The sequence below is a fragment of the Bradyrhizobium sp. 179 genome (genome assembly GCF_023073535.1).
In the GTDB taxonomy this organism is placed as follows: domain Bacteria; phylum Pseudomonadota; class Alphaproteobacteria; order Rhizobiales; family Xanthobacteraceae; genus Bradyrhizobium.
Genome location: NZ_JADPJR010000130.1, coordinates 107,620 through 124,337, shown reverse-complemented (window position 1 = coordinate 124,337; position 16,718 = coordinate 107,620). Strand labels below are relative to the sequence as shown.

The following is a 16,718-nucleotide window of genomic DNA, read 5'->3' as shown; positions in this document are numbered from 1 at the left end:
ACAATAGATTCCGGAGATTCCAGGCTCGATGCTCCGCATCGCCCCGAATGACCGAAGGAACTCACCCCAGCCGCTGATCCCGCACGTCCTGGGTATCCTCGCTCGCTGCCTTGAGCGCTGCCTTCTCTGCGCCCTTGCCGGCACCTTTGCGGCTTGCGATCTCCGCCGCCTTGCGGCCGGAGATCTCGTGACCGGCGTCAGCGGGCATCTGCCAGAAGAACCAGCTAGAGGCCGCCGAGGTCAGCGCGACCACGACAAAGGCCGGCGCGAACACGGTGGCGTCGAGCTCGCTGACATGACTGAACCACATGGTCGTCTCGACGCAGGCCGCGCCGACGGCGACGCCGGCGGAGACCGCGAGCTGCTGGTTGACGCTGACCAGCGTGGTGGCCCGGCTCATCTGGGCGGTCTCGACATCGGCATAGGCGACTGTGTTAATGGCGGTGAACTCCAGCGAGCGGAAGAAGCCGCCGACCACCAGGATCACCATGATGATGAGCAGCGGCGTCGTCACCGTGAACAGCGCGCAGACGCCGAGGAAGAATGCGCTGATGATCGCGTTCACCGTCATCAGATTGCGGAAGCCAAAGGCGCGGATGATGCGCGCCGCCAGCGTCTTCATGCCCATGGCGCCGAGCGAGGAGGCAAAGGTGACGAGGCCGGAGTGGAACGGCGACAGGCCGAAGCCGATCTGCATCAGGAGCGGCAGCAGGAAGGGCAGCGCGCCGATGCCGAGCCGGAACATGAAGCCGCCGAGCACGGCCGCGCGTAGCGTCGGCAGCTTCAGCAGCGAAAAATCCAGCACCGGCGATCCCGTCCGCCTTGCGTGGATGACGTAGAGCGCCATCGAGATCGCGCCGCCCACCACCAGCGCGGCAACCGTGCTCCAGGGCAGCAGGTTGAGCCCGGCGACGGAGAGACCAAACGCGATGCCGGCCAGTCCGATGCCCGCCAGCATCATGCCGTAGAGGTCGAATGGTTCCTGAGTCTCGCTCTTGATGGGATCGATGAAGCGCAGCGCCATGAAGATGCCGAGCAGCCCGATCGGGATGTTGATCAGGAAGATCCAGTGCCAGGAGGCGTAGGTGGTGATGAAGCCGCCGAGCGGCGGGCCGATCACCGGGCCGATCAGGGCAGGGACCGTCACCCAGGCCATCGCGTTGACCAGCGCGCTCTTGTCGACCGAACGCAGCAGCACGAGACGCCCAACAGGCGTCATCATGGCCCCGCCCATTCCTTGCAGGATGCGCGCGAACACGAAATCGGTGACCGAGGTCGAGAGCGCGCAGCCGACCGAACCGACCATGAACACGCCGACCGCGATTGCGAACACCATGCGCGCGCCGAAGCGGTCGGCGGTCCAGCCGCTCGCCGGGATGAACACGGCCAGCGACAGCAGATAGGAGGTGATCGCGAGCTTCAGCGTCAGGGGACTGGTGCCGATGTCGGCCGCGATCGCCGGCAGCGAGGTGGCGATCACCGTCGAGTCCATGTTCTCCATGAAGAGAGCAGTGGCCACGATCAGCGGAATGACGCGTTGCTTGTCGACCATGACGGAATGGTAATGAAAATCGGAAGGAAGAGTGGACTTGCGGCTTATCACCCCCGTCAGGCCGGGACCATTGCGCAACAACGCATAGCACCTAAATGCCGCGTAACGGTGTGACCCGCTTCAACGGTTGCACCCCGGGGAGTCTCGCTCCCTCGTCATTGCCGGGCGCCCCTTCTGGCGCCAGCCCGGAATGACGGTGGGTGGGGGCGCGCACAGGCTATCCCCGCTGAATCTGCCCAAAAAGCCTGTGCATGGCTGTCCGGCGGTCCGAATTGCTTTGATTCGTCACGCGGCCGTGCTATCGACCCGCGTCAACCCCACCGATGGGCTCCGATTCTCCGGCGATGCCGCAAGGCACGCCGAGGGCGGCGCTCATCCATAGCTATTTGCGGCAGGGCCGCAGGAAGGAGTTGGCAGATGGCCACGGTGCAACTTCAAGGCATTCGCGAAGCCTTCACGTTCGACGACGTGCTGTTGAAGCCTGGCCTGTCGGACGTCATGCCGGGCGAGGTCGACATCCGTTCCCGCGTCACCCGCGCCATTCCGCTCAACATCCCGATCATGGCCTCCGCCATGGACACCGTCACGGAGGCGCGTATGGCGATCGCCATGGCGCAGGCCGGCGGCCTCGGCGTCATCCATCGCAATTTCGACCCCGACGGGCAGGCTGCCCAGGTGCGGCAGGTCAAGCGCTACGAGTCGGGTATGGTGGTGAACCCGCTCACCATCAGCCCCGAGGCGACGCTCGACGACGCACTCAAGCTGATGAGCGATCACGGCATCTCCGGCATTCCCGTCGTCACCGGCGCCGGCAAGTCCACGCCGGGCAAGCTGGTCGGCATTCTCACCAACCGCGACGTGCGGTTTGCGACCAACCGGCAGCAGAAAATCTCCGAGCTGATGACGCACGAAAATCTCGTCACGGTGCGCGAGAATGTCAGCCAGGACGAGGCGCGGCGGATGCTGCACCAGCATCGCATCGAGAAGCTGCTGGTGGTCGACGAGCAATATCGCTGCGTCGGCCTCATCACCGTAAAGGACATGGAAAAGGCGGTCGCCCATCCGCTCGCCTGCAAGGATGCGCAGGGCCGCCTGCGCGTTGCTGCTGCCACCACTGTCGGCGACACCGGCTTCGAGCGCACCGAGCGCCTGATCGATGCCGGCGTCGACCTCGTCGTCGTCGACACCGCGCACGGCCATTCGCGCCACGTGCTGCACGCCGTCAACCGCATCAAGCGTCTCTCCAATTCCGTGCAGGTCGTTGCCGGCAACATTGCCACCACCGAAGGCGCGCAGGCACTGATCGACGCGGGTGCGGATTGCATCAAGGTCGGCATCGGCCCGGGCTCGATCTGCACCACGCGCATCGTCGCCGGCGTCGGCGTGCCGCAGCTCACCGCGATCATGGATGCGGTGGAAGCCGCGAAGAAGTCCGACGTTCCAGTGATCGCCGACGGTGGCATCAAGTTCTCCGGCGATCTCGCCAAGGCGCTTGCCGCCGGCGCCGACATCGCCATGGTCGGCTCGCTGCTCGCCGGCACCGACGAGACGCCGGGCGAAGTGTTTTTGTGGCAGGGCCGCTCCTACAAGGCCTATCGCGGCATGGGCTCGGTCGGCGCGATGGCGCGCGGCTCGGCCGATCGCTACTTCCAGCAGGACATCAAGGACGCGCTCAAGCTCGTGCCTGAGGGCATCGAGGGCCAGGTACCCTACAAGGGCCCGGTCGGTAACGTCATGCACCAGCTCGCCGGCGGCTTGCGCGCCGCGATGGGCTATGTCGGTGCGCGCGACATGAAGGAGCTGCACCAGAAGGCCCAGTTCGTCCGCATCACCGGCGCGGGCCTGCGCGAAAGCCACGTCCACGACGTCACCATTACGCGCGAAGCGCCGAACTATCCGGGCGGCGGTTAGTCGTTTTCGCTCTCGTGCCCCGGACGCAGCGCAGCGCTCTTTCAGCGGGTGCGCTGCAGAGCCGGGGCCCAGCGTTCTTCCATACTGGGCAATCATCCGTGCTGCGTGGGTCCCGGCTCTGCGCAGCAGCGCAAGAGCGCTGCGGCGCGTCCGGGACACGAGAACGGCGCATGCCTCCCCGACTACCCTCTCCACTGCTTTTGTATTGACGCGCCTCGCTCCCTCCGCTTCGCTTGCAACGAAGAAACTCCGGAGGAAGCCATCATGTCCCAAGGCAAACGCATCGTTCTCGCCGCGCGTCCCGTCGGCGAACCCAAGCCGTCTGATTTTCGTCTGGAGGAATTCGCGGTGCCGACGCCGGCGGCAGGCGAGGTCCTGTTGCGCACGATTTGGCTGTCGCTAGATCCCTATATGCGCGGGCGCATGAGCGAGGGGCCATCCTACGCCGCACCGGTGCCGATTGGCGGCGTGATGGAAGGCGAGGCGGTCAGCGAGGTCGCGGCGTCCAACAATCCTGATTTCGCGGTCGGCGATATCGTGCGCATCCGCTCCGGCTGGCAGACCCACGCGATCTCGAACGGCAAAGGATTGATCAAGGTCGATCCCAAGCTCGGCCCGATCTCGACCTCGATCGGCGTGCTCGGCATGCCCGGCATGACGGCCTATATGGGCCTGCTCGACATCGGCAAGCCGCAACCGGGCGAGACCGTCGTCGTCGCCGGCGCCTCCGGTGCGGTCGGTTCGGCCGTCGGCCAGATCGCGCAGATCAAGGGCGCGCGCGCGGTCGGCATCGCTGGCGGCAAGGACAAGTGTGATTACGTCGTCAAGGAACTCGGCTTCGATGCCTGCATCGATCACCGCAGCCCCGATCTCGCGGCAAAGCTCAAGGATGCCTGCCCTGGTGGCATCGACGTCTATTTCGAGAATGTCGGCGGCGCGGTGTTCGAGGCGGTGTTCCCGCTGCTCAACCCCTTCGCGCGCGTGCCGGTCTGCGGCCTGATCGCGCATTACAACGACACCGAGGCCAAGCCGCCGAAATGGGCCGCATCCTTGATGCGCAACATCCTCACCAAGCGTCTGACCTTCCGCGGCTTTATCGTCTCCGACTTCGCCGCGCGCCATGGCGATTTCTTGCGCGACATATCGGCCTGGGTCCGGGAGGGCAAGGTGAAATACAAGGAGTTCGTCACCGAGGGCCTGGAGAGCGCGCCCGGCGCCTTCATGGGCCTCTTGAAGGGCGCCAATTTCGGCAAGCAGCTGGTGCGGGTCGGACCTGACAAAGTCTAGCTGCGCCGGGGCCACACGCCGGCGGGTATGGTTAAGAAAGAGTCACCAAATGGTCACACCTTGAGGCAAAAGCCGCAGGTGTGACCCGTGTTCATTGACCCCGAGGTGAAGGCATTGAATCATCGCGCATATTTTAGGTGCTGCGATGTTAGAGATTGGTATTTTCTGCGTAATGCTGCTGGCAGCCGGCTATTGGGCGACCATGTTCGTCATGGGCCGGCGTAACGACGTCATCCATGGCAAGTTCGTGCATGTCGACGAGGAGGGCGATGTCGTTGGTCCCTCGATGCCGCCGCCGCCGCCATTCCCGAAGCGTCCGGTCCAAGCCGCCCAGCCGGCCAAGGTCCAGCCTACCAAGGATCCCACGGCCAAGCCGGTCAACAGCGAGGCGCTGCAATCCTTGCTGGCTGCGATCCAGCAGGATCTCAAGAGCGTCGCCCGAGCCGTCAAGCAGGCATTAGTGCTCGTCGCCCATTAGGGCAAGGAGCTCTTCGATGTCGACATCGACCTGGCCCGCGGCCCTGATGTGGCGGACCTCAAAACTGTCGGGCTGGAAACGATACTCGACGAGCCCGACTTCCTTGATCGCGATCCGGTCCTGGCGCGCATCGTTGATGACGAAGCCGGCCGACGGCGCCCAGACATGGCGGGTGAGGCGATAGGTGAAGTCGCGCCGCTGGTGCACATGACCGCTGGCGATGAGCCGGAGATCGACGCGCTCGAACATCTCGATCAGTCGCGCCCGGGCCGGCTGCGGCACGTAGCGGATCGCGGTTTCCGGCGTTTCGGGATCGTCCGGCAGGTTGAGAAACAGCGGCTTGTGCAGGAACAGCGCGACCGGCTTTCCCGTGGTGCGCGCGATCTCGCGGGCCAGCCAGTCGAATTGTTCGGCCTCGAAGGCGAGCCCTGCATTCACGACAAGTGAATCGAGGCCGATGAAGCACCAGCCGGCAGCCTCGAACGCCCAATGGTCCTCGCCGATGATGTCGCAGAATTGTCGGCGGTGCGCCTCGCTGACCGGCGGCTTCGGCGCCGGTCCAATCATGGTTGGATTGTCGCCGATGTCGTGATTGCCGGGGAGATAGCGGCAGGCGATGGGCAGGGCATCGTGCAGGCTTTTCGCGAATGCGACGTCATCCACGCTGGTCGGGCCGTCGAACGAGACATCGCCGGTATTGATGACGAGATCGGGCCTGTTGGCGTCGATGTGCTCGCTGAGGCGGTGGAAGTTGGCGATCAGGCCGGGAAAGCGCCGGCCGAGATGGGTGTCGGAAATCTGCGTGAGGCGAAATTCGGACATGCGTTCATCATACCCGTTGTCACGCGTCGGAACGATGACGGTGCGGGCATGCGTCGCACGAACAAAGTTTAAAGCGCGCGATAGCGGATCGTATAGCCGTCCTGCGGGCGAGGGCGCCGGCGAGCGGCGAGGCGATGCGGTCGGCATGGCGGTCTCTCGCCTCGCGGCCCGCGGGGGCCGAAATCGCTTTAACGATCGACCTTTGATCGCGAGAGCGGGAACGCCGGTTCAAGTCGTTCATTGTCAGCGCCAAAAGTCGCAGCTAATGACGGTCGGCGGCATTTCGCCTCCCGGGAAAGTTCCGATGTCCGTTCAAATGGTCCTGCTGCCGGTCTTCGTGCAGGTCGCTCTCACCTTCGCGCTCCTGATCGGCATGGTTGTCGCGCGCCGCAAGACGCTGGTCTCGGGCGAGACCAAGATCCGCGACATTGCGCTGGGCGAGCCGAACTGGCCCAAGGGCGCCACACAAATCGCCAATTGCTACCGCAACCAGTTCGAGCTGCCGGTGCTGTTCTACGTCCTGATCGCACTGGCGCTGCCGCTGCGCCGTGCCGATCTCTTCATCGTGCTGATGTCCTGGGTGTTCGTGGTGACGCGCTTTGCCCATGCCGGCGTTTTCGTCTCCTCCAACGATCTCGGCCGGCGCTCCACGGTCTGGCTCGCCGGCGTGCTGGTGCTGTTGGCGATGTGGATCTATTTCGCGCTGAAGCTGCTCTTGCTGATCTAGGCGCTTGTGCGCCAATCTTTTTTGAAAGATTTGAAATGACGCCCGCTGCCCGGCTGTCCGCAGCCATCGAACTGATCGACACCATCGAGAAGGACCGCGTGCCTGCGGCCAAGGCGCTGAAGGAGTGGGGCACCGCGCACCGCTTCGCCGGTTCCGGCGACCGCGCCGCCATCGCCGGCCTGGTCTGGGACGTGCTGCGCCGTTACGCCTCGAGCGCGTACCTGATGGATGCCGATACCGCGCGGGCGCGGCTGATCGGCATGCTCCGCCTCGAGCGAAACATGGATACGGCCACCATGGCCGCGATGTTCGACGGCAGCCGGTTTGCGCCAGAGCCGCTGACGGAAGCCGAGCAGGCCGCGCTCGCCTCGCGTTCCCTGAAAGATGCGCCCGCCGCCGTGGCCGGCGACTATCCAGACTGGCTTGATCCCCACCTTGGAAAAGTGTTCGGCGAGGACCGTGCCGCCGAGGCCGCGGCGATGGCGAGCCGGGCCCCGCTCGACCTGCGCGTCAACACGCTAAAATCCAATCGGGACAAGGTGCTGCGTGCACTTGCTCATCTTCATGCAAAACCGACGCCTTGGTCCGCAACCGGCCTCCGCATCGAGCTTTCGGCCGATGCGCGCAACCCGGGCATCCAGGCCGAGGAGGATTTCATCAAGGGCGCCATTGAGGTGCAGGATGAGGGATCGCAGCTTGCAGCCCAATTCACTGCGGCAAAACCCGGCGAGCAGGTGATCGACCTCTGCGCCGGCGCCGGCGGCAAGACGCTGGCGCTCGCCGCCCTGATGCAGGGCAAGGGCCGGCTGATCGCCACCGACCGTGACAAGCGCCAGCTCGCCCCGATCCACGAGCGGCTGTCGCGCGCCGGTGTCCACAATGCCGATGTCCGCACGCCCAAGGGCGACGCCGATCCGCTTGCCGACATCCGCAGCACCGCCGATCTGGTCGTGATCGACGCACCCTGCACGGGAACCGGTACTTGGCGCCGCAACCCTGACGCCAAATGGCGCATGCGGCCGGGCGCGCTGGAGATTCGCCTGCGCGACCAGGCCGAGGTGCTGGAGCGCGCGGTTCCGCTGGTGAAGCCGGGTGGCCGCATCGCCTACATCACCTGCTCGGTGCTGCCGGAAGAGAACGGTGAGCAGGTCAGGGCGTTCGTCGCCCGCCATCCCGAGTTCACGGTCGTCCCGCCTGAGCAAACCGCGAGCGTGCTCTGGGACAAGGCGGAGGCTTTTGGCGAGGCCGCACTGCAATCGGATGAAGGCTGGCTGATGACGCCGCGGCGGACCGGGACGGACGGGTTCTTCGTTTCGGTGCTGAGGAAATCGGGCTGACCGCGCCAGCGGCGCCCAAAACAAAGCCCCGCGAACCGAATCCGGTCGCGGGGCCTGTGTTCGCTAACCGCTTCTGACCGGTACGTCGGTGGTCAGAAGCGCCTTGCGCCGGCGTTAGCCGACGCGGAGATTGTCAGCCGAGGACTTGCCGCTGCGGCGGTCGGCGACGATGTCGAACGAGACCTTCTGGCCCTCGTTGAGGGAGGAGAGGCCAGCGCGCTCGACGGCGCTGATGTGCACGAATACGTCCTTTTGGCCGTCGTCCGGCTGAATGAAACCATAACCCTTTTGGGTGTTGAACCACTTCACGGTGCCCATAGCCATGGGATTGTCCTTTAGTTAGTTAGAGAGGATACGCACGCAGACCGGTACGCAGCATTGCGCCCATAGTCCCTGATGAGTCGATGTTTGGAGAATTCATCTGAAGCGTGCGCGCCCGTCAGCAACGAAGCGAAGCGGCCCAGTCGTTCGGCCAAGTATCGATGATCACAATATAGCGAGAATTTGGGGCCAGTTCAAGGCACCACCCGTGGCTCGGCATGTCGCGCGCGCTTGCTATTTTGCGGTGCAAATTGGCCGCCCTCGCGCCTCTCAATCGACGATGAAGAGCGTCGCACCCACCGCCGTCGAGGACCGGTGCGCGGCGTCGCCGAAATCCGAGACCTGGTAGCTCATCCCCGCCGTCAGCTTGAACTTGCGCCCGTCGCGCAGCTCCGAGTCGAGCTCGCCCTTCAGCACGTAGAGCACGTGACCGCGATCGCACCAATGATCGGCGAGGTAGCCCGGCGAATACTCGACCATCCGCACCCGGAGTTCGCCGATGTTGAGCGTCCGCCACTTGGCCTCGCCGGTCTCGCCGGGATGCGTGGTGGGCTCGACCTGGCTCCAGTCGGTGACGGTGAACGGGGATGCCGGGAGTTTCATGGCGGAGGTCCAATCGGTGTCGGCAGTGTTGTTAGCGTACACCGCGTTCTCCGTCACTGCGTGTGGGGGTCACGAACCTTCCTCGTTCACGCTGTCATCGCCCGCCTTGTGCGCACTTGCGCACTGGGGCGGGCGATCCAGTATTCCAGAGGCGGCAATGATCGAGCCGAGAAGCCGCGGCGAGGGTGGGGCGGCCTTCCGGAACCGGCCTATGCCGCCAAATGATTCGCCGACCCCTGCACGATCAGCCCTTCGGCGTTCACCCGCAGATATTCGCAGATTCGCTTGCCCCGCTCGTTCTCGTAGAACACAACCACGCTGTCCGGGCTGACGAACACATCGATCAACGAAAAATGCAGGTTCGGCAAAAGCCCGAGCGCCTTGCCCCAATAGGCGCGGAGCGCGTCCTTGCCGCGCACGGTGCCGCTGGCATCGAACCCCATGACGGGGATGCGGTCCGACGTCATCACGGCCGCCTCGTCATAGAGCGTGAGCACGCGTTCGAGGTCGCGCGCATTCCAGGCCTCGACCCAGGTCCGGCCGAGCGCGGCGAGCGTTGATGGCTGATGGTGCTGTGACATGGCGTTCTCCCTGTTCGGCCCCCTGTTTGAGAGGAGGACATAATAGGTCAATATTACTGACCTATATGGTTTTGTCCATGCCCAAAGAAGGATGTGGGGCGCGCGCCCGCGCGGTTGCGGGCAGCTCCCGTGTCGCGTATCTGCTGGCCATGACAGCAGCACAAAACGACCGCTCCGCGTCGACGCCCTCGGTGGCCTCGGCGCACGACAAGATTCTCATCGTCGACTTCGGCAGCCAGGTGACGCAACTGATCGCGCGCCGCGTGCGCGAGGATGGCGTCTATTGCGAGATCGTTCCGTTCAACAAGGCCGAAGCTGCCTTCAACGAGATGAAGCCGAAGGCGGTGATCCTCTCCGGCGGGCCTGAGTCGGTGCATGAGGCCGGCTCGCCCCGCGCCCCGCAAGCGATCTTCGATTCCGGCGTGCCGGTAATGGGCATCTGCTACGGCCAGATGACCATGGCAGCCCAACTCGGCGGCGAGGTCGAGGGCGGCCATCACCGCGAATTCGGCCGCGCCGATGTCGAGGTGAAGGCGCCGAGCAAGCTGTTCGAGGACGTCTGGTCACCAGGCGGCAGGAATCAGGTCTGGATGAGCCATGGCGATCGCATCACCAGGATGCCGCCGGGCTTCTCGGTGGCCGGCACCTCGCCGAACGCGCCCTTCGCGATCATCCAGGACGAGACGCGCAAATATTACGGCCTGATGTTCCACCCGGAAGTGGTGCACACGCCCGACGGCGCCAAACTGATCCGCAACTTCGTGCGCAAGATCGCCGGCCTTTCCGGCGACTGGACCATGCGCGCCTTCCGCGAGGAGGAGATCCAAAAAATCCGCCAGCAGGTCGGCAAAGGCAAGGTGATCTGCGGCCTTTCCGGCGGCGTCGATTCAGCGGTCGCGGCCGTGCTGATTCACGAGGCGATCGGCGACCAGCTCACCTGCGTGTTCGTCGATCATGGCCTTTTGCGTCTCGACGAAGCCAAGACCGTGGTCGACCTGTTCCGCCACCACTACAACATCCCGCTCGTGCACGTGGATGCCTCAAAACAGTTTTTGGGCGAGCTCGAAGGCGTTACCGATCCGGAGACCAAGCGCAAGACCATCGGCCGCCTCTTCATCGAGGTGTTCGAAGAGGAAGCCAAGAAGATCGGCGGCGCCGACTTCCTCGCGCAAGGCACGCTCTACCCTGATGTGATCGAGAGCGTCTCCTTCACCGGCGGCCCTTCGGTGACGATCAAGTCGCACCACAATGTCGGTGGCCTCCCTGAGCGCATGAACATGAAGCTCGTCGAGCCGCTGCGCGAGCTGTTCAAGGACGAGGTGCGCAAGCTCGGGCGCGAGCTCGGCCTGCCCGAAATCTTCGTTGGCCGACACCCGTTCCCGGGCCCGGGCCTCGCCATCCGCTGCCCCGGCGAAATCACCAAAGACAAGCTCGACATCCTGCGCAAGGCCGACGCCGTCTACATCGATCAGATCAGGAAGCACGGCCTCTACGACGTGATCTGGCAGGCCTTTGCCGTGCTGCTCCCCGTCAAGACCGTCGGCGTCATGGGCGACGGCCGCACCTACGACTACGTCGTCGGCCTGCGCGCCGTCACCTCCACCGACGGCATGACCGCCGACTTTTACCCGTTCGACATGAAGTTCTTGGGCGAGACCGCCACGCGCATCATTAACGAGGTGAAGGGCGTGAACCGGGTGGTGTACGACGTGACCAGTAAGCCGCCGGGGACGATCGAGTGGGAGTGATTTTCACCCATTCATACCGGCAGCACCCCAATGGTGGGGATCTGTTGCGGCGCGATCGGCTTCGAAGCACGTCCGCCGTTTAAGACGAGTGTTTTGTGCCGACTCAACTTATGAGATAACGCAGGCTCAATAAGGCCGCGTGGCTCTGGGGGGAGTCGTGAAGATATTTTCCGTTGAGATAGAAAATTTTCGAGGCATTCGCTCCGCAAAGCTCGTGCTGCCTGATCATGCCGTCCTGATCGGCGACAATAACACCGGCAAATCGTCGGTACTTGAGGCGATCGATCTCGCATTGGGGCCTGACCGGCTCAGTCGACGGCCGCCCGTTGATGAGCACGATTTCTATGAGGGCAACTATCTTCCTCTCGCGAACCCCAGGGCCCCCGAAGGGGCGGAGCTTGTCCCGGCCCCGAAGATCAAGGTCGAGGTCACGATCACCAACTTGTCGTCAGAACAGGAGGCGCGCTTCGGCGCCGCCGTCGAGTGGCTGAATACAAGCACCGGCGAGTTCTATCAGGAGGCTAGTCTAGCGGGTGTCGATGTTGCTGAGATCAAGGCGGCGCTCCGGGTCACATTCATCGGCGAATATGACCCTGACGAAGACGACTTCGTCGGCAATACCTACTTCACACGCAGCCTGTCGGAGGACGAGACCCCGACCTCCTTTTCTAAGAAGGATAAGCAGCACTGCGGCTTTCTCTTCTTGCGATCGTTGAGGACCGGATCTCGCGCGCTCAGTCTCGAACACGGCAGCCTGCTGGACATTATCCTGCGGCTCAAGGAGATCCGGCCTCAGATGTGGGAAGGGACGATCGGAACGCTTGCCGGTTTCGACGTTGCGAGCGATCCTGTCCTTGGCATCTCGGGCGTGCTCGAAAGCATCGACAAGTCGCTGAAGAATTACGTGCCGCGCGAGTGGGGAGTGAAGCCGCACCTTAAAGTGTCAAACCTGACACGTGAGCATCTCCGAAAGGTGGTTACTGCGTTCATAGCCACCGGCACGGGCGACCATGCGGCGCCCTTCTTCCGGCAGGGAACGGGGACAATCAATATGCTGGTACTCGCGATGCTGTCGCAGATCGCCGAGGATAAGCAGAACGTCATTTTTGCCATGGAAGAAGCCGAAACGGCGATCCCGCCATATGCGCAAAAGCGAATTGTCCACGAATTACGCAAGCTTTCGGCTCAGTCGCTCTTTACATCGCACTCGCCGTACATCCTCGAGGAGTTCAGCCTCGATGAGACCGTCACCCTTTCGCGAACGGGCAATGGCAAACTGGCCCAGGCAAAGATCGAGCTGCCGGAAAGCGTCAAGCATAAGCGTTATCGCCAGGAGTTTCGGACTCGGTTTTGCGAGGGGCTGCTCTCACGTCGCGTCCTGATCGCCGAGGGCGCAACGGAGGCGACGTCTTTCCCAGTCGCCGCGCGCCGCTTGTCGGAGTTGAACCCGACGATATACGCGTCTTTGGAGGCCCTGGGCGTGTGCGTCATCGACGCAGGGACTGAAACCCAAATCGCCGATCTCGGCGCTCTGTATAAAAGCTTGGGAAAGCGAACCTTCGCCCTATGCGACAAGCAAACCGGTCCGGCCAAGGCGACTATCGAAGCCCAGGTTGAGCGGCTGTTCATGCATGAGGAGAAGGGCATCGAGGATCTGATCCTCAAGAATACGACCCAGGCTGCGCTCGAACGGTTTGCGGACTTGCTGGATTGGCCGCCCCACCTGCAGACTAAATACCCGAACCCAAAGATACAGGTGGTAGTGGCGCTCAAGGACTATTTCAGCTGGTCGAAAGGAAACTGGGGGATCGCAGAATTCCTAGCGCAGTGCTGCGAGGCCGAGATCCCGCAGTGGTTGCGTGAGGCTTGCATCACCCTGAAATCGCTCTGCGATGTACCGCCACCGCCGGCTGGCGAAGGTGACGAAGAAGACGCTGTCGACCCTCTCAGCTAGGTGGATGTGTCATGGTCGAGCTGACCGAGGCTCAAAAGAAAGTCATTCGGACCGTCGGGCATCACCTCGTGACCGGTGGGCCCGGCTCTGGAAAAACAACCGTCTCGATTCTCAAGGCCGCGAAAATTGCATGTGAGGCGCTGAAGCCCGGCCAGCGCATCCTTTTCCTCAGTTTCGCCCGCGCGACCGTTTCGCGCGTGCTGGAGGCGATCGACGAGGAGGCTGCGATCGCACGTGAGGAGCGACGGAGGATCGAGGTCGATACCTATCATTCGTTCTTCTGGCGCATTCTGAAAGCCCACGGTTACCTGATCGGCTTTCCGCGGCGGATAACGATCCTAACGCCATCAAACGAGGCAATCGCTCTGTCCGCCGTACGGAGTGGCTATAAAGCGGCTTCGAAACTGTCGAATGAGGAGAAAGCGCAGAAGCGCGCACGTGAGGACGCAGAGCGGGCTCGACTCGCAACCGAAGAGGGAAAGGTTTGCTTCGAGCTGTTCGCAGACCGCGTGGCAATCTTGCTTCACGGCTCTAACAAGATCCGGTCGCTTATCTCGACGATGTACCCCTACATCATTCTCGATGAATTTCAGGACACGAGCGCCGACCAATGGCGAGCGGTACAGGCCTTAGGCGTGAGTAGCACGCTGATAGCTCTAGCCGACCCAGAGCAGCGAATCTTCGATTTCATCGGGGCTGATCCGGAGAGGCTTAACCACTTCACAGCCGCTTTCGCACCATCAGTCCACGATCTCGCCGCGGACAATCATAGAAGCAAAGGCACTGATATCACATTGTTTGGCAACGACATTCTGACCGGAAAATTCCGTCAGAACGAATACAAAGGAATCGCCTACGCGCCCTTCGAATCCAACCCCAATCAAGCCTACACGTCACTCGTTGGACAGGTCCTGCAAGCCCGCAAGCGTTTGATTGAAGCGGGTCGACGGGACTGGTCGCTTGCGGTACTCGTGCCGACCAAAAGGATGACTCGCCTCGTATCTGACGTGCTGCGCGAACCGTTCGGAAACGTCCCGCCTATTGCGCACACGGCAGCTGTCGATATGGAGGGGCCGATCCTCGCCGCTGAGATTGTCGCCTTCTTGTTGCAGCAGCGCGGCCATGCCGGATGCTTTGACAAACTTGTCGAGCTACTTTGCAGCTATTTTCACGGCCGCGGCGGTGCGACGCCCACTAAGGGCGACATGGATGAGGCTAAGCGATTTCGAGCGGCGTTGGCGAAATGGAATGAGTGCGTTGCAAAAGGCCGCCCGATGCCGGGCAACAGTGTATTAAAAGGCACGTTTGCCGCTCACCAAGCTTCAGCGGCTCTGGCGCTCACGGGGGACCCCGACGCAGATTGGGTGGCAATGCGGGCTGTGCTGGGCGCCGGAGCTTGCCCGCGATTGAACCATGTCGCGAGGGAGGTGCGCAATGTCCGACTTCTTGAGCGAGGGACCCTGCTTCGCCAGGGATTAGCGCAGGACTGGCGCGATGGGGGCGGATATCGGAATGCCCTTGAGATCACCCGCCAAGCCTTCGTTCATGAGCATTTCGCGACAGCACACAAGCCGGAAGCGGGTGTCGTCGTGATGAACATGCACAAGGCGAAGGGGAAACAGTTCGACGAGGTCATCATTTTCGAAGGCTGGCCAAAGCGGGTGAAACGCGAGATCGTAGCTAATCCTGATCGAATTGTGTCCGGCAATTTTCACGATGGATCGATGACGCAAGCGCGTCAAAACTTCCGTGTCAGCATCACCCGAGCGAAAGTGCGGACGACAATCATGACGCCAAGTGACGATGTTTGCGTCTTGTTGAAGCCAACTCCGTAGCGAGTTGATCGCTCCGTTCGCACGGCATTGAATTTTCCGCAAATAGGCATCGGCCCATAAATGCTCGATCGCATGATCGGCGTTGCCCCGTCGTTGTGACCTGGAGTGTGTTTTGGTTCGGGAGTCGGATATCGATCGCTCTATTTATTCTACGAATGGGCGCCCAGCTTCCGCCGCCGACCACCCCAGCGCTGGCGTTGGGTGTACGTCTAGCGTGCTCATGATACGATTCCGGCGTTGCCAGCCCCGGAGCTTACGTTCATGTCTATCGTCGCCCCTCAATCTCTCGCCGCCGCCACGGAGACCGATCCCGAACAGTTAGGCTGGATGCGCGGCTTCCCGCCGTCAGCCGACCGCATCATCACCTTCCAGGACGGCTCGTTCCGCAGCTTCCCCGAACTGCGCTGGGCCTGGAGCAACATCCGCCAGTTGGTGCCGACGGTGAACGTCTGGCGCGGGGCGGGGCCGGCGTCGGTGCTGCCGCGGGAGGAGCATGACATCGGCGCGGTCGCCTCGACCACGATGGACGGTCGCCCGATGACGTTCGCAAAAATGCTGGAGGAGACCTACACCGACGGCATCGCGGTGCTGCATCGGGGCAAGCTGATCTATGAGCGCTATTTCGGCGCCTTGAAGCCGCACAAGCCGCATCTCGCGATGTCGGTGACGAAGTCGTTCACCGGGGTGCTCGCAGGCATGCTGGTCGCCGAGGGCAGGATCGATCCGCAGGCGCCCGTCACGGATTATGTGCCGGAGCTGAAGGCGAGCGCGTTTGGGGACGCGCGCGTGCACGAGGTCATGGATATGACCACGGGGCTCGCATACACCGAAGTCTACACCGACAAGAATTCGGATGTGTGGGGATTGCGACGTGCGAACGGCATGGCCCCGATCCCGCCGGGCTATGACGGCGCGACCACGATCTTCGATTTCCTCATCGCGCAGAAGAAGCAGGGCGAGCACGGCAAGGCCTTTGCCTACAAGACCGTCAACACCGACGTGCTGGCCTGGATTTGCCGCCGCGTCAGCGGCATGACCCTGTCCGATCTTCTCTCCGAACGCATCTGGCAGCCGATGGGTGCAGAGGAGGACGCGCATTATCACGTTGACCGCATCGGCACCGAGAGCGGCGGTGGCGGTCTCTCCACGACACTGCGCGATCTCGCCCGCTTCGGTGAGACCATGCGCAATCACGGCCGCTTCAACGGCCGCCAGATCGTGCCTTCGTCTGTGGTCGAGGACATCGCGCGCGGCGGCGATCCCCACAAATTCAAGCCGGCCGGCTACACCACGCTGCCGGGCGCGTCCTACCGCAATCAATGGTGGGTCAGCCACAATGCCCACGGCGCCTATATGGCGCGCGGCGTCCACGGCCAGGGCATCTACATCGATCCCAAAGCCGAGATGGTGATCGCCCGCTATGCCTCGCATCCCATGGCGGGCAACGCCGCCAACGATCCCGTGACACTGCCGGCCTACATGGCGCTGGCGAAGGAGCTGATGGCGGTCGGGTAGGCCGCGCGTCGCACGCTCGCGCCCCGCACGCGCTGTCATGCCGCGGC

Annotated in this window: 14 protein-coding genes; 9 read left to right on the top strand and 5 right to left on the bottom strand. The window is 63.1% G+C overall.

Annotation, left to right across the window (positions count from 1 at the left end; all coding sequences use genetic code 11):
* Positions 1-61: 61 nt before the first annotated feature.
* Complete coding sequence (locus IVB12_RS29690) at positions 62-1,552, bottom strand: MFS transporter (RefSeq protein ID WP_247304406.1); 1,491 nt, start codon at positions 1,550-1,552, stop codon at positions 62-64.
* Positions 1,553-1,969: 417 nt separating this feature from the next.
* On the opposite strand from IVB12_RS29690, the gene guaB reads away from it, so the two are divergent.
* From guaB to IVB12_RS29675, 3 genes are all read left to right on the top strand, one after another.
* Positions 1,970-3,463, top strand: a complete 1,494-nt coding sequence (gene guaB, locus IVB12_RS29685) for an IMP dehydrogenase (protein WP_247304405.1) — start codon at positions 1,970-1,972, stop codon at positions 3,461-3,463.
* Positions 3,464-3,727: 264 nt separating this feature from the next.
* A complete protein-coding gene (locus tag IVB12_RS29680) occupies positions 3,728-4,750 on the top strand; it encodes an NADP-dependent oxidoreductase (RefSeq protein ID WP_247304404.1) in 1,023 nt (340 codons plus the stop codon).
* A 145-nt stretch (positions 4,751-4,895) separates the two neighbouring features.
* On the top strand, positions 4,896-5,228 hold the full coding sequence (locus tag IVB12_RS29675) for a hypothetical protein (RefSeq protein WP_247304402.1): 333 nt from the start codon (positions 4,896-4,898) through the stop codon (positions 5,226-5,228).
* On the opposite strand, the gene IVB12_RS29670 is transcribed toward IVB12_RS29675, so the two are convergent.
* Positions 5,208-6,050 (bottom strand): metallophosphoesterase, encoded by an 843-nt coding sequence (locus IVB12_RS29670; protein ID WP_247304400.1) that lies wholly within the window; start codon positions 6,048-6,050, stop codon positions 5,208-5,210. The two genes, IVB12_RS29675 and IVB12_RS29670, sit on opposite strands and share 21 nt — an antisense overlap.
* Before the next feature lie 304 nt (positions 6,051-6,354).
* Between IVB12_RS29670 and IVB12_RS29665 the strand changes: the two genes are divergently transcribed.
* Both IVB12_RS29665 and IVB12_RS29660 read left to right on the top strand, forming a co-directional pair.
* A complete protein-coding gene (locus IVB12_RS29665; protein ID WP_128262063.1) occupies positions 6,355-6,777 on the top strand; it encodes an MAPEG family protein in 423 nt (140 codons plus the stop codon).
* A gap of 35 nt (positions 6,778-6,812) precedes the next feature.
* Positions 6,813-8,114, top strand: a complete 1,302-nt coding sequence (locus tag IVB12_RS29660; protein WP_247304399.1) for an RsmB/NOP family class I SAM-dependent RNA methyltransferase — start codon at positions 6,813-6,815, stop codon at positions 8,112-8,114.
* A 114-nt stretch (positions 8,115-8,228) separates the two neighbouring features.
* Here the strand turns inward: IVB12_RS29660 and IVB12_RS29655 are convergent, their stop codons facing one another.
* From IVB12_RS29655 to IVB12_RS29645, 3 genes are all read right to left on the bottom strand, one after another.
* Entirely contained in the window at positions 8,229-8,438 is a 210-nt protein-coding gene (locus IVB12_RS29655; RefSeq protein WP_008141931.1) for a cold-shock protein, read from the bottom strand.
* Positions 8,439-8,705: 267 nt separating this feature from the next.
* The gene (locus IVB12_RS29650; protein ID WP_247304397.1) at positions 8,706-9,038 is read right to left on the bottom strand and encodes a DHCW motif cupin fold protein; all 333 of its coding nucleotides are present in this window, start codon (positions 9,036-9,038) and stop codon (positions 8,706-8,708) included.
* Positions 9,039-9,247: 209 nt separating this feature from the next.
* Positions 9,248-9,619 carry a nuclear transport factor 2 family protein gene (locus IVB12_RS29645; protein ID WP_247304395.1) on the bottom strand — a complete coding sequence of 124 codons (372 nt, stop codon included), beginning with the start codon at positions 9,617-9,619 and terminating at the stop codon, positions 9,248-9,250.
* Positions 9,620-9,768: 149 nt separating this feature from the next.
* Here IVB12_RS29645 and guaA point away from each other — a divergent pair, with 149 nt between their 5' ends.
* The 4 genes from guaA to IVB12_RS29625 all read left to right on the top strand — a co-directional run bounded on the left by guaA (position 9,769) and on the right by IVB12_RS29625 (position 16,671).
* Positions 9,769-11,367: a glutamine-hydrolyzing GMP synthase gene (gene guaA, locus IVB12_RS29640; RefSeq protein ID WP_247304393.1), complete on the top strand. Its 1,599-nt coding sequence runs from the start codon at positions 9,769-9,771 to the stop codon at positions 11,365-11,367.
* A gap of 157 nt (positions 11,368-11,524) precedes the next feature.
* On the top strand, positions 11,525-13,321 hold the full coding sequence (locus tag IVB12_RS29635; RefSeq protein ID WP_247304391.1) for an AAA family ATPase: 1,797 nt from the start codon (positions 11,525-11,527) through the stop codon (positions 13,319-13,321).
* Between the two features lie 11 nt (positions 13,322-13,332).
* Positions 13,333-15,156, top strand: a complete 1,824-nt coding sequence (locus IVB12_RS29630; protein WP_247304390.1) for an ATP-dependent helicase — start codon at positions 13,333-13,335, stop codon at positions 15,154-15,156.
* Between the two features lie 261 nt (positions 15,157-15,417).
* Positions 15,418-16,671, top strand: a complete 1,254-nt coding sequence (locus IVB12_RS29625; protein WP_247304388.1) for a serine hydrolase — start codon at positions 15,418-15,420, stop codon at positions 16,669-16,671.
* Positions 16,672-16,718: the final 47 nt, after the last annotated feature.

Excerpts from the sequence above, each read along its gene's own strand:
- IVB12_RS29625 (WP_247304388.1), top strand. The coding sequence starts at position 15,418 with ATGTCTATCGTCGCCCCTCAATCTCTCGCCGCCGCCACGGAGACCGAT.
- IVB12_RS29690 (WP_247304406.1), bottom strand. The coding sequence starts at position 1,552 with ATGGTCGACAAGCAACGCGTCATTCCGCTGATCGTGGCCACTGCTCTC.
- IVB12_RS29645 (WP_247304395.1), bottom strand. The coding sequence starts at position 9,619 with ATGTCACAGCACCATCAGCCATCAACGCTCGCCGCGCTCGGCCGGACC.
- IVB12_RS29670 (WP_247304400.1), bottom strand. The coding sequence starts at position 6,050 with ATGTCCGAATTTCGCCTCACGCAGATTTCCGACACCCATCTCGGCCGG.
- IVB12_RS29655 (WP_008141931.1), bottom strand. The coding sequence starts at position 8,438 with ATGGCTATGGGCACCGTGAAGTGGTTCAACACCCAAAAGGGTTATGGT.
- IVB12_RS29680 (WP_247304404.1), top strand. The coding sequence starts at position 3,728 with ATGTCCCAAGGCAAACGCATCGTTCTCGCCGCGCGTCCCGTCGGCGAA.
- guaB (WP_247304405.1), top strand. The coding sequence starts at position 1,970 with ATGGCCACGGTGCAACTTCAAGGCATTCGCGAAGCCTTCACGTTCGAC.
- IVB12_RS29650 (WP_247304397.1), bottom strand. The coding sequence starts at position 9,038 with ATGAAACTCCCGGCATCCCCGTTCACCGTCACCGACTGGAGCCAGGTC.
- IVB12_RS29660 (WP_247304399.1), top strand. The coding sequence starts at position 6,813 with ATGACGCCCGCTGCCCGGCTGTCCGCAGCCATCGAACTGATCGACACC.
- IVB12_RS29665 (WP_128262063.1), top strand. The coding sequence starts at position 6,355 with ATGTCCGTTCAAATGGTCCTGCTGCCGGTCTTCGTGCAGGTCGCTCTC.
- IVB12_RS29675 (WP_247304402.1), top strand. The coding sequence starts at position 4,896 with ATGTTAGAGATTGGTATTTTCTGCGTAATGCTGCTGGCAGCCGGCTAT.
- guaA (WP_247304393.1), top strand. The coding sequence starts at position 9,769 with ATGACAGCAGCACAAAACGACCGCTCCGCGTCGACGCCCTCGGTGGCC.
- IVB12_RS29630 (WP_247304390.1), top strand. The coding sequence starts at position 13,333 with ATGGTCGAGCTGACCGAGGCTCAAAAGAAAGTCATTCGGACCGTCGGG.